The following is a 12,030-nucleotide window of genomic DNA, read 5'->3' as shown; positions in this document are numbered from 1 at the left end:
GTGATGGACAGTCCCTTCTCCCTCCGGGAGAAGGTTAGGATGAGGGGATCAAAAAAGCATTTTGCCTTGTTTTAGATTCCCCCTCACCCAACCCTCTCCAGTGGGAGAGGGCTTTTCCGCATAGCATAGTTAACATGCACTAAGTTTTTTCTTCGTGCTCTTCGTGCCTTCGTGGTGAATGTTTTTTATTTTTTAATGTTCTTAAAACTATGGGCAAGCAGAGCTATGGCCTGCTCATCCTTGACCGCAAAACGCACATGGCTTTTATCCAGTCCTTCAAAATTGTCGCAGACGCGGATTAAGATCCGCGCAGGCTCCAATTGCGCCTGCAACTGATAGCCATCGCTGCCGTTTGCCAAATGCACCAGCAGGAAATTAGCCTGGCCCGGATAAATCTTATCGAACAAACCGGATGCTTGCAGAGCTTGATGCAATAAATCCCGTAAATATCCGGTTTGCTGACGGGTCTGTTCGATGAACGCGGTGTTCGCCAGCGCCTGCTGCATATAAGCCATATCCAGGCTGGATAATTTCCATGCGGGTTCCAAGCGTTGCAGTTCTTTTATCGCCGCTGTTGCAGCCAGAATAAAGCCGATGCGGATACCGGCGCAGCCGTAAAACTTGCTTAACGATTTAATCACGTAAAGTTTATCGTAATGCGTTATGTGTTCTGCAACCGAATCAGCCGGGCAAAAATCCAAAAACGATTCGTCAATGATAATCGTGCAGTCTGCCCCCTGCCATTTTTCCAGCAATTCTTGCAGGTCGTAAAGCTGGCCGTCCGGCGTGGACGGGTTAACAAAAATGACGGTGCTGCGTTTGGGAATATCGGCCAACAAGCGGTTGAACCTGTCGATGTTGTGTACAGTGCAACCCAGCTCACCGGCAATATGCGCATATTCGCCATACAACGGCGTATATAAAACCAAGTCTTTCGGCTGCAAGCTGCGCAATAAGGCAAAGATGGCCGCACTCGCGCCGTTAAACAGTTCAAGATCAACGCCGGCAGGAGCCGGATAGCGTTGTCTGATTGCCTGTTTTAACAAGCCGTAATCGGGATCGGCATACGGTGTAAGTTGGACGCTGTGCAGGCAACTTAGATCGACCGCCTGCACCGGGTTGATATTGGCTGAAAAATCCAGCACCTGTTCAGGCAAGCAGCCGAGCCGCCGGGCGAACCGATAAATATTGCCGCCGTGGTTCATTGCAGGCCAAAGCTTGCTTTGTAATGGCTACGAGCGTAGTTCATTATAAATTGATGTATTCGATGTAAAGATAATCGTCAGCTTGACGCAGTTTATGCACTGAACCTGAATCTATCCGCAACTGAAATGAATTGGCTAGAGGCATATTCAAAGCGCGCGCCAGCAAAGCGCGAATTACGCCCGCGTGGGTTATCACTATAACCTGCTCTGCGCCGGTCACTAGCAGATCTTGCCAGAAGTCGCCTGCTCGCCGATACAAATCCTCAAAATTTTCGCCGTTGGGCGGAGCCGCAGTCACAAAGTTACTCGTCCAATGCTGCAAAGCATTGGGCTCAATGTCATCGAATCTCTTGCCTTCCCAATCGCCGAAATTAAGCTCCTGCAAACGCGCATCGCTGGTTACTGTGTCTGAAAACGTTTCAGCCAATTGCAGACAGCGTGTTAACGGGCTGCTGAAAACCTTGCAGTCCTCGTCGAATTCGGGCAATTTGTTATGTAGGTCTGCCATTTCATCAGGAAAGCTATCCGCCAACGCAATATCGCTTTGACCGTAACATAGACCCGGATCGCTAGCCGTCTGGGTGTGGCGAATTAAATAAATATCCATAAGGCACTCACGCTTAAATAAAAAACAGTTTCGGCAACTTGCTGGCTTGCGCCCAGACAATCGCCGGTATAGCCGCCGATGCGGCGGTAAAAATAATGTCCCAAAAGCAGGGTCGCAAGCAGCACAGGAATAATTGCCAACGCGCACAAAACGGGTAACAAAGCTAACGGCAACAACGCGACGACGGTAGCAAAAGCAAGCTCTTGAAGATTGGGTTTATAAACCGCTCCGGATGATTTACTGTCATTTCCGCGCGCATAATTATAACGCTGCATCAGCATTAACGGCGACAAGCGGCTAAGGCTGTGCCCGGCCAGCAAGACTAAAGGTACTGCGGCAGCAGGCATTGCGATTAGCACGCTGATCTTCAATAACAGCATCAACGATAGTCCGAGAAAGCCGTAAACCCCGATATGGGAATCTTTCATGATCTCCAGGATGCGCTGTTTGTCCATGCCGCCGCCGAAACCGTCGCAGACATCGGCAAGGCCGTCTTCATGCAATGCGCCAGTCATCAGAATGCCCGCGATTAACGCCAGGATTATCGCCGTAGTCTGCGGCCAAATTAAATCAGCTAAGTAAAAACTTAGAGCTGTTACGCCGCCGACCAGCCAGCCGATCAATGGTAAACAGATAACAGCCCTAGGCAACTGCTTGTAATCCAAGGCTTGAAGATAGGGCAGACGGGTGTAAAAGCTGAGGGCTAACAGGAATAGCTGTCTATCGTTCCCACGCTCCAGCGTGGGAACGCATTTGGCAACGCTCCAGCGTTGCCAAATGCGACGAAGGAGTGTCACTAGCTGCATTCCTGTAGTGGAGCGCTCATCTTTATACACACGCATCCAAGTAACTTGTCATATCCGCCGGGAAGCGGGTTCTTGTAGAACTGTGTACGTCCATGTAGCCTGGATTCCGGCAATCCCTGCCGGAATGACGGTCTTCCCATCGACTTGTGTGCAAAGATGAGCGCTGGAGCGTGGGAACGATGGTATTTTCATTGGTATTTTTGCATAACCGCTTCATAGCTTACTGTTTTTAGTTCACCTGCTTTATAGGCTTGCCATCTTTTTTGTGCTTCTTTACGCCAGATAGCATTGATTTCCGGATTGGGCGTGTCTAAGTCGGCAGGTAATTTTGAAGCAGGCGAAAGGTTCAAGGTAAAAAAACCTTGGGCCTTTCGTCTTGAACCTTTCGCCTGCTTTTTAATGATCAACCCCAGCCTCATCAAATGTAGCCATCTCGTTCAAAAACACGACCGCCGATTGCACCAGCGGGTAGGCCAACGCAATGCCGGAACCTTCGCCCAAGCGCAGTTCCAGGTTCAACAGAGGCTTTGCTTTGAACTGATGCAATAAAGTCTGATGCCCCTGTTCGCTGGAAACATGGCTGAACACGCAATAGTCCAAAACATTAGGATACAGTTTGTGGGCAATCAACAGCGCGGTACCGGCAATAAAACCATCGACTAACATCAGCATGCCCAATTCGGCGGCCTTGAGATAAGCGCCAACCATCATGGCGACTTCAAAACCGCCGAAAGTGGCTAAGATGTCTAAATGATCCGTTACGCCTCTATGCAAATTTAACGCTCGCTGCAATATGACTATTTTATGTTGTAACTGTGCATCGTTTAAACCGGTGCCACGACCGACGCACCGTACTAAGGACAGGCCGGTTAAACGGTGCATCAGTACTGCTGCGGATGAGGTATTGCCGATACCCATTTCGCCAAAGCCGATGCAGTTACAGCCACTTTCATGTTGACGCAAAACTTGCTCCGCTCCCGCTTGTATGGCTTTGGTGCATTGTTCTGCGGTCATCGCAGGGCCGGTCAGGAAGCTCTGGGTACCTTTGCCGATTTTTGCATCGATCAGTTTAGGATGGCTGCCCAAATCGGCATTGACTCCCGCATCGACAACCAATAAGTCTATGTTGTGTTGCCGGGCAAAAACACTGATCGCTGCGCCACCGGCTAAAAAATTGGCGACCATTTGCGCGGTAACGGTTTGAGGGTAAGCGCTGACCCCTGATTCAACAATGCCGTGGTCCCCTGCAAAAATGAGTATGCACGGTTTATTCAGGCTCGGAGTCAGGCTGTTTTGGCAGCGCCCAATCTGTAAGGCCAAGGATTCCAATTGGCCCAAAGAACCTTGCGGCTTGGTTTTTTGGTCGATTTTGGATTGTAAGGCAGCGCTTAGCTTTGAGCTTAGCGGTGAGATGACGAAATTTAGCGGCACGGTGTATTCCAAACGTTTTCAAATAATAAATCTTTAAGGTCTTTACGATCAGTCCATTGCTCTTGTTCCAGCATCGGTTTGTCGTAGAATTTGTCGACATGTCCAAGGCATAAAACCGCAAACGGCTGACTGCCTTCTGGCATGCTTAACAGGGTTTTTAAGGCTTCCGGCTCAAACATCGACACCCAGCCCAAGCCGATGCCTTCCGCCCGTGCCGCCAGCCACATGTTTTGTATTGCACAGGCTAGCGAGGCCAAGTCCATCTCCGGCAAGGTGCGGCGGCCGAATATATACTGATCCCGCTGCTCGCACAAGGCCGCAACCAGCACTTCAGAGCATTCCAGTATACCTTCCACTTTCAGTTTCATAAACTCGTCTTCGCGTTCGTTTAAAGCCTTGGCGGTACGGATACGTTCCTGTTCGACCAATGAATGGATGGCTTTGCGAAGTTCCGGGCAACTGATGCGTATAAACCGCCATGGCTGCATAAAACCGACGCTGGGGGCGTGGTGGGCGGCATTAAGCAGTCGGAGCAGTAATTCGGGAGCGATAGGATCGGGCAAAAAATGACGCATATCGCGACGCTCAAAAATGGCTCGATAGACGGCGGCGCATTCCGCGTCAGAGTAACGATTTTGGGTCATGGTCAGATTGTTTTGCGGCAGGTGTGCATGTAATGCACTCTATTGTTATTGCGAGCGAAGCAATAGGGAAGATTAAATAAAGTTTAAACAACACAGAAAAAATGTTATGCCTCAATCCTGAACTCCCAATTGGGGATTCCATACAACCTCCCATAGATGCTGATCAGGATCCTGAAAGTAACCGGCATAACCGCCCCAGAAAGTGTCCTGAGCAGGCTTAACAATAACGGCGCCTGCGTTTTTCACTTGTCCCATAACTGCGTTAACTTCCGCTTTTGACGAGACGTTATGTCCCAGAGTGAATTCCGTAGGACTTGCGCTGCTTAGAGGAAGGCCCGAATCATGGGAAATACTCTTGCGTGGCCAAATTGCAAGCTTCAAACCGGCTTGTAAGTCGAAGAAAGCCACTGCTCCGTGTTCAAATTCCTTACCGATAATACCTTCCGTCTTCAAACCAAGGCCATCACGATAGAATCGAAGTGATAACTCTATGTCGTCCACGCCGATGGTAATGACAGTAATTCGAGGTTTCATGTGTGAGCTCTCTGATGAATAACTAAACATTATACGGATGAACCGCCTCAAAACCATGTACTTTGGCTTTGGTGGTGAAAGCCGGTGGCGTCCAGTCATCCTGTTTTTGTCCGGCCATAAATTCCGCCAGCCATAAGGCCTGATTGCGTATCGGCAAAATGAAGGCATAGAGTTTCCCGTTCGGCAGCTCGGCTATATCGCCCAGCGCGTAAATGGACTCGTCGCTGGTTTGCATCTGTTGGTTAACTTTGATGCCGCGGCCTATTTCAAGGCCTGCAAGCTGCGCTAACTCGGTGCGCGGCTTGAATCCGCAAGCAACTATCAGCCCGTCAAACTCGGCCTTTACTTCGGTTCTTACGCAAACCTTGCCGTCTTCTTTGATAAATTCCTGTACCGCTTGGTTTAACAACACCTTGACGCCGGAATCCTGCAACACTTTAAGCAACAAAGCCGAATCCTCGGCTACCAGTTGACGTTCCATTAACCGGTCCGTCGCATGAAACAGGGTCACGTTATCGCCTGCCACCGCTAAATCGGACGCCACTTCGCAGCCGATTAAACCGCCGCCGACAATCCCCCAGTTAGGCCGTTGGTTTCGGTTTAAAAAATCTTGCCGAAATTGTCGCAAGGCTTTCAAGTCAACCAGACTGTTCAGGCAAAAAAACAGCTTTTCAAACGGTCTATATGGCGGCGGAATGAATGCGGCAGAACCTTGCGCAATGATCAGCTTATCGTATTGCAGCGTTTTCTGACTGCCGGAGATGGCTATGGATTTATCGGTACGATTAATAGCCGTTACGTCCACGCCGCAAAGCACGTTGATATTGTTTTCGCGCAGTTTATCAAAAGGCTTCAGGATGATGGACTGTTCAATATCGGTCTTGGTGAAACCACGGGACAGCAGCGGCCGCGAATAATAGCCGTCACGTTCCCTGGTTACCAACGTGATCTCGTCATCGGCCGATAACGTGCGGTACTTCTCGACAAAGCTGACGCCGGCCACGCCTGAGCCGATAATAACGATCTGCATGCTATTGATTAGACATTAAATCGTATGCGCTTTTTTCCGCTCCGCATTCAGGGCAGCGCCAATCGTCGGGAATATCTTCCCATAAGGTGCCCGGTGCAACGCCAGTATCCGGATCGCCTTCCGCTTCGTCATAGACATGACCGCAAACGCTGCATTGGTATTTTTTGTAATCGGGCATAGTTATTCCTCATTTAATGTTGAAAACACCGCCGACTTTAACAGGTCTGTTCTAATTTTCAATCCGAATCGTCACTGTTGCATCTGTCCGCTATTCGCTTTTAACGCTGTTCAAAGCAAGCTTTGAACTCCGGTAACAGGCATTGCTGGAGTCCAAAGCTTGCTTTGGCCACTCAAACGCTTAAAAAATTCCCCCGATAGCTTTCAGTTTGTTGCTTTTAACCGATACAGCGCCGAAATATCTTCATCGCCGTAACCTTGAGTCATTAACCGCTCATAATCGGCAATAGTCGTATCAATCAGCGTAGTCGATGCGCCGGTTTGCTTCGCCATACTTTGGCAGATAAGCAGGTCTTTATGGTGCAGCGCAAGTTTAAAGCCCGGAGTGAAGATACCTTGAGTCATCGTGGCGCCGCGATGCTGCAAAAACCAATTGCCCGACGCGCCGCCGGAGATGACTTCGATCACTTTATCCATCGGTAAACCCTGAGCCTGGGCAAAGGCCAAAGCTTCAGTCACCGCCTGATTGATGCCTGCGCCCATGATTTGATTGACCGCCTTCGTAGCCTGACCTGAACCGGTCGGCCCCATATGCATAATGCAGCGGGTCATAGTCTCCAGCACCGGCCGGACTTGTTCCAGCGCGACCGCATCGCCGCCAACCATCATCGCCAATGTGCCGTTTTTAGCGCCTTCGACGCCGCCGGATACCGGCGCATCGAGAAATGCCGTCTGTTTCTCGGCTAATATAGCAGCGGCTTGCTTGGCGGTATCGCTGCTGACCGTCGACATATCGACGACGATAGTGCCGGGCCTGATGGTTTTGGCTACCGCCTCAACCATTGCCAGCACATCCTGATCGGCGGAGACGCAAATCAAGATTATATCGACATTTGCCGCGAGGTCTTCCGGCTGGTCGAAGGCGATGACCTTCAATTCTTCGGCCAGACTTTGCGCCTTTGCGGCCGTGCGGTTATAAACGCCGGTCAAGTACCCGGCTTTAGCGATATTCCTGGCCATGCCGATGCCCATTGCACCTAGCCCGATCATGCCTGCTTTCATATTATTCCTCCAAGGTTGCTTAATACGATCAGTTTAACCGAATCGTATTACTTGGGGCATCCTTCCATTTTATAAATAGCGTAACCATTCTTGTCGATGTCGGCTCTGATGGCTGCCGGGACTTCCAAGCTATGATAAAAATAACAGTTTTCAGGAGTTACGACCGCATCTTCCAGATCAATGCCGGCTAACCATTGTTTGGCACAGCTAATCGCTTTTTGCTGGTCTTGTTCATCCAATATCACATTAAAATGCAATTTTTTGCCTTGGGCGGTTTTTGCGTAAGTGTCGAATACATGTGAGAGGGGCATTAGTTTTCTCCCTTGTTGTTAAATCGAGCGCTCGCGTAACTTTTAAAACAGTAAGCTTGGGAAAGATACTATGGACTGCGAAACTCGATAAATGGTTTGCGATGAGTACCTTAATCAATTGTTTTAGGTCTATAAAGTTCATAGATGGTATCTCTATTGGATAACTCTTCAAAAAAATCAAATAGCTCCGATTCCAATATCAATCTTTTCAAGGATTCACACTCATATGTCTCCTTTACCAGTGCAAAGTCTTCAGCTAATGTCTGCTCAATTTGCTGGATTGCAGTGCTTAATAAAGTCCATCCATCTGCTCTCGCTGTTCTGTTTGAAGTGTCTAGTAATGAGTTCAATAAACGGTTGAAAGCACTATATGCCAGCTCAGGTTTTGGGCGATAAAGCACACGAATTCCGCCTTTTTCAGTAGGTTCTTCGATAATCTCAAAAAACTCAGAAACTAGCATCAGTTCCTTGAGGGTTTTATATTCCCATTTATGCTTTAATTGTTCCAATTCTCCAGGCAGAATCCGTCGAATTTGCGGACCAGTCACACTCAATAATGTCCAGCCATCTGAGCGTGACTGTTGGGTAGAAATGTTGAGTAGTAATGCGACGATAGGACTTTGTTGAAGGAAAGATAACTTAAACTGTTTTATGCCTTCCTCAGAATTGAGAAAATCTGCATGGATTTTTTTTGCCTCTTCAAAGCTTTCAATTAACGATTTGAGATGATCATACTCCGGGATAAGCCGTTCTCGCTGTTGATCAAGATATTGTTCGATCTCCAAGCAACTATCAATCGATTCAGGATTAAATCGTGGCAACAGATGATGAATTAAGTCATTACGATCATCAACCAGCGATTTCAGTGCTTGTCTTTTGCTTTCGTAAAAATCGGCATCTGCGTCCACAGTAAAGGAAAAAGAGAAATATGGCTCTTTAAGTTCAGCCGTTGACTGTGATGAATTGTCATGCTCTGAGAAAGTATTTTCAATAAATTGACCTACCAAATTCCCCATCGTTTGTTTGTGAACTACCGCTGCTCGTCGTTCCTGATTTTCCTTGAATTCGCTCATAGGGCCGGACATTCGGCCATTTGTGATTAAGTGCTTGAGCATGAGTTCTATTTTTTGAAAGTTCAGCAAGTTTCTGCCAATCTTTCGGAGAACTTCATCCCGCATTTTTATAAGGTCTAGCTCTGAATCCATAGCACGTAATTGTATAGTCAAACCCACTCCGTCTTAATCCCATTCTCTTCAAGCCATTCCTCGGCCAGACGCTTCAACTCATGCTGCTCGAACGCGTACCAGGCATCGCTTAAATTCGTGTGGGCGTGCAAAGTGTCCTTGAACTGACGGAACGGTTTGCGGCGGTTAAGTGCTTCTTGGAGTTTACCCGCTTCTTTGGTATCGCCGAGGCTGTCAACGAAATCTTCCATGATTTGGAACGATTCATGGGAGGCTAGGGGATCGATCAGGCGATAGCGCGGATTGTCTTCCAGGTCTTCAGGCAGGTCGCCCTCGTCAAGACCTTCGGTACTGAGCAGGATGTCGCCGGTTTCGGTGTCCAAGTAAAAGCCCCCTTCCACCATATCGAAGCGTGTGGTCAGGGCTTGGATAATGTCGTCAAGATTGATTTTCAGGGAAGTCATAAGGTCTCCATCTTCTTTCAATTTGAGCTTTGTTGATTACGATCAGCAAGCAGTTTAAGGTTTCAGGTGCATCAAACCGACGTGTGCCGCTCAACATATTCCAAGGCCGCTTTCGCTAACAGGCCGGAACGGGTGTCTCCAAAACGCGTTGCTGCTTGATCGATCGCAGTCAAAACCCGCTCCGGCAGAGTAATATTCACGCGTTTGGCTTTGCCCGACAGTTTGGATAAATCCACTTCCACAACGGCCCAAATCCAGCCTGCAAAATCGGGGTCTGCTTGATGCTTGGCAATGGGCGCGGCCTCTGGAATAGGATTGCCATCCTCGATAACCGATTCCATCCACAATTCGATGGCTTCCTTGGCGTTAACGATTGCCTCGTCCAAGCTATCGCCTGCTGAAAAGCAGCCCGGTAGGTCGGGTACAACGACTCCATACGCATGGGTTTCATCGCCTGGTTCAATTGCAATTGGGTATCTCATTTCAAATCCGCCTGTTTCAATAGTTTATTCACCAGTCCGTTTCCCAAATCCTTGCGCGGGTGCGGCACGCTGATATGGCCCGGTTTGGCGGGGTGCGTAAACACATGATGCGAGCCTTTGACGCCCCGCAAAACCCAGCCGTCATTTTGCAAGCGCTTGATAAGTTCCGCGCTATTCATGGTGTGTATTATACATACTTTAGTCTGCTTCGGGATTGTTCGGCTTTGTTATCAATGATATGTTGGACAGACCCTATTTCTCCAGATAAGTATAAGACGTCAATCCAGCAAGCAGTTCCTGCTCATATTCCTGCCGTTGCTGTTCGCTAAGATCGCTGTTAGCCAGTTTTTCTCGGTAGGCGGCTTTCAAGTCTTCGCAATTGATATGCACATAATCGAGCAAATCGGAGACGTGTTCGCCTTCATGCAGGTCATAAAAATGGTAACCCTTGTCGTCGAGTTCTATGTTAATCGAGTGAGTGTCGCCAAACAGGTTGTGCATGTCGCCCAATATTTCCTGGTATGCGCCCAGCATGAAAAAGCCGATCAGGTACGGCTGTTTGCTGTCGATTTCATGCACCGGCAGGGTTTGTTCAATATTTTGGCCTTCAACGTATTGGTCGATGCGGCCGTCGGAATCGCAGGTCAAATCCTGGATAACGGCGCGATGCGTGGGCTGCTCGTCCAGCCGGTGGATCGGCATGATCGGGAAGATTTGATCGATCCCCCAAATGTCGGGCATGGACTGGAATAGCGAAAAATTGCAAAACACTTTGTCGGCCAATTTTTCGTTCAGCTCCTGCAATATCGTGGCTTCGCTTTGATTATTGGGATTCAGCTTATTCTGAAGCTGGCGGCACAGCAGCGCATAGTTATTCTCCGCTTCGGCCAGTCCGGTAATGCTTAGTTTGTCCTGAGTAAATTGGGCTCGGGCTTCCGATAAATCGAACTGCGCATCGTGATAATGCTCGACCAGATTGTGCGGTTCCGGCAGGGCTTGCAGCTCGGCATGGTTTGTGTAAACCGATTCGATATCGGTCACGTTGGTGATCAGCACCGCATGATGAGCGGTCAGTGCGCGGCCCGATTCGGTGATGATGTCCGGCTGCGGCACCTGTTTTTCCGCGCAAATATCGGCAAAACTGCGCACGATATTCTGGGCGTATTCATCCAGGCTGTAGTTGATCGACGATTCGCGCCGCGAATGGCTGCCGTCGTAATCCACGCCCAGCCCGCCGCCTGCATCGACGATTTTCACATTAGCGCCCAGACGGTGCAGCTCGACGTAAAACTGCCCGGCTTCTTTCAGCGCTATTTTGATGTCATGAATGTTGGCAATTTGCGAACCCATATGGAAGTGCATCAGTTTTAAAGTATCCAGCAAGTCGGCTTGCTTAAGGCGCTTAACCAACTGCAACACTTCATAGGCATGAAAACCGAATTTGGATTTTTCGCCGCCGCTGTTTTGCCATTTTCCGGCACTGATACTGGACAGCCTGATCCTGACGCCCAGTTGCGGCTTGATATTAAGGCGCGCCGCTTCCTCGATAATCAATTCCAGCTCCAGCGGCTTTTCAATGACCAGGTACAGATTCAGGCCCATTTTCAGGCCGATCAGCGCCAGACGGATATAAGCGCGATCTTTGTAACCGTTGCAAACCACCACGCCTTTGTTGGACAGCGCCATAATCGCCAGCAATTCCGGCTTGCTGCCCGCTTCGAGGCCGATGTTGTCGGCGGCTAAAATGCCTTCAACCACCTTGCGTTGCTGATTGACTTTAATCGGATAAACCGGCGTGTAGCTGCCGTGATAATCGTTATTGATGCAGGCTTTTTGGAAAGCGCGTGACAGCTGGCTCACGCGGTCTTTTAAAATATCGGTAAACCGCACCAGCACAGGCAGGGATAGTTTTTTGTCGTTTAGCGATTGGGCGATTTCGTACAAATCCAACACCACGTCCTTATCGGAGCAGGGCTTTACCGAGACATGCCCGTCGGCGTTGATCGAAAAATAGCCTTGTCCCCAGTTGTCTATTGCATAAGTGTGTGCAGACTGCTCGATCGACCAGGGTTTGCTGTGACTTAAATTCACTA

Annotated in this window: 16 protein-coding genes; all 16 read right to left on the bottom strand. The window is 49.1% G+C overall.

All coding sequences use genetic code 11. From position 1 onward, the window contains the following. Positions 1 to 185: 185 nt before the first annotated feature. Entirely contained in the window at positions 186 to 1,205 is a 1,020-nt protein-coding gene (locus EPO18_RS01710; protein ID WP_292429633.1) for an aminotransferase class I/II-fold pyridoxal phosphate-dependent enzyme, read from the bottom strand. A 43-nt stretch (positions 1,206 to 1,248) separates the two neighbouring features. After that, a complete protein-coding gene (gene cobC / locus EPO18_RS01705; protein WP_292429630.1) occupies positions 1,249 to 1,812 on the bottom strand; it encodes an alpha-ribazole phosphatase in 564 nt (187 codons plus the stop codon). Next, complete coding sequence (gene cobS, locus EPO18_RS01700) at positions 1,797 to 2,618, bottom strand: adenosylcobinamide-GDP ribazoletransferase (RefSeq protein ID WP_292429795.1); 822 nt, start codon at positions 2,616 to 2,618, stop codon at positions 1,797 to 1,799. Before cobS ends, cobC begins: the two co-directional genes overlap by 16 nt. 188 nt (positions 2,619 to 2,806) lie before the next feature. Then, positions 2,807 to 3,025: an addiction module protein gene (locus EPO18_RS01695; protein WP_292429628.1), complete on the bottom strand. Its 219-nt coding sequence runs from the start codon at positions 3,023 to 3,025 to the stop codon at positions 2,807 to 2,809. Next, a complete protein-coding gene (gene cobT / locus EPO18_RS01690; protein WP_292429626.1) occupies positions 3,015 to 4,049 on the bottom strand; it encodes a nicotinate-nucleotide--dimethylbenzimidazole phosphoribosyltransferase in 1,035 nt (344 codons plus the stop codon). The genes EPO18_RS01695 and cobT overlap by 11 nt, the downstream gene beginning before the upstream one ends. Next, positions 4,040 to 4,693: a 5,6-dimethylbenzimidazole synthase gene (bluB, locus tag EPO18_RS01685; protein ID WP_292429623.1), complete on the bottom strand. Its 654-nt coding sequence runs from the start codon at positions 4,691 to 4,693 to the stop codon at positions 4,040 to 4,042. The genes cobT and bluB overlap by 10 nt, the downstream gene beginning before the upstream one ends. Before the next feature lie 111 nt (positions 4,694 to 4,804). Next, positions 4,805 to 5,227, bottom strand: coding sequence for a VOC family protein (locus EPO18_RS01680; RefSeq protein WP_292429619.1), 423 nt, complete (start codon positions 5,225 to 5,227; stop codon positions 4,805 to 4,807). Positions 5,228 to 5,249: 22 nt separating this feature from the next. After that, positions 5,250 to 6,257 (bottom strand): NAD(P)/FAD-dependent oxidoreductase, encoded by a 1,008-nt coding sequence (locus EPO18_RS01675; RefSeq protein ID WP_292429616.1) that lies wholly within the window; start codon positions 6,255 to 6,257, stop codon positions 5,250 to 5,252. A gap of 1 nt (position 6,258) precedes the next feature. Then, positions 6,259 to 6,435: a rubredoxin gene (locus EPO18_RS01670; protein WP_292429613.1), complete on the bottom strand. Its 177-nt coding sequence runs from the start codon at positions 6,433 to 6,435 to the stop codon at positions 6,259 to 6,261. 203 nt (positions 6,436 to 6,638) lie between these two features. Then, entirely contained in the window at positions 6,639 to 7,496 is an 858-nt protein-coding gene (locus tag EPO18_RS01665) for an NAD(P)-dependent oxidoreductase (RefSeq protein WP_292429610.1), read from the bottom strand. 47 nt (positions 7,497 to 7,543) lie between these two features. Next, a complete protein-coding gene (locus EPO18_RS01660) occupies positions 7,544 to 7,807 on the bottom strand; it encodes a DUF2024 family protein (RefSeq protein WP_292429607.1) in 264 nt (87 codons plus the stop codon). Positions 7,808 to 7,917: 110 nt separating this feature from the next. Then, entirely contained in the window at positions 7,918 to 9,033 is a 1,116-nt protein-coding gene (locus EPO18_RS01655) for a hypothetical protein (protein WP_292429605.1), read from the bottom strand. Continuing rightward, complete coding sequence (locus EPO18_RS01650; protein ID WP_292429603.1) at positions 9,030 to 9,455, bottom strand: UPF0158 family protein; 426 nt, start codon at positions 9,453 to 9,455, stop codon at positions 9,030 to 9,032. The genes EPO18_RS01655 and EPO18_RS01650 overlap by 4 nt, the downstream gene beginning before the upstream one ends. Positions 9,456 to 9,526: 71 nt before the next feature. After that, positions 9,527 to 9,937, bottom strand: a complete 411-nt coding sequence (locus EPO18_RS01645; protein WP_292429600.1) for a type II toxin-antitoxin system HicB family antitoxin — start codon at positions 9,935 to 9,937, stop codon at positions 9,527 to 9,529. Next, positions 9,934 to 10,116: a type II toxin-antitoxin system HicA family toxin gene (locus EPO18_RS01640; RefSeq protein ID WP_292429598.1), complete on the bottom strand. Its 183-nt coding sequence runs from the start codon at positions 10,114 to 10,116 to the stop codon at positions 9,934 to 9,936. Before EPO18_RS01640 ends, EPO18_RS01645 begins: the two co-directional genes overlap by 4 nt. A gap of 73 nt (positions 10,117 to 10,189) precedes the next feature. Continuing rightward, complete coding sequence (speA, locus tag EPO18_RS01635) at positions 10,190 to 12,028, bottom strand: biosynthetic arginine decarboxylase (protein ID WP_292429595.1); 1,839 nt, start codon at positions 12,026 to 12,028, stop codon at positions 10,190 to 10,192. Between the last annotated feature and the right edge of the window lie 2 nt (positions 12,029 to 12,030).

Origin of the sequence: Methylobacter sp. (genome assembly GCF_004322395.1) — a bacterium.
Classification (GTDB): domain Bacteria; phylum Pseudomonadota; class Gammaproteobacteria; order Methylococcales; family Methylomonadaceae; genus Methylobacter_A.
This window is presented reverse-complemented; position numbering and strand designations above follow the sequence as displayed.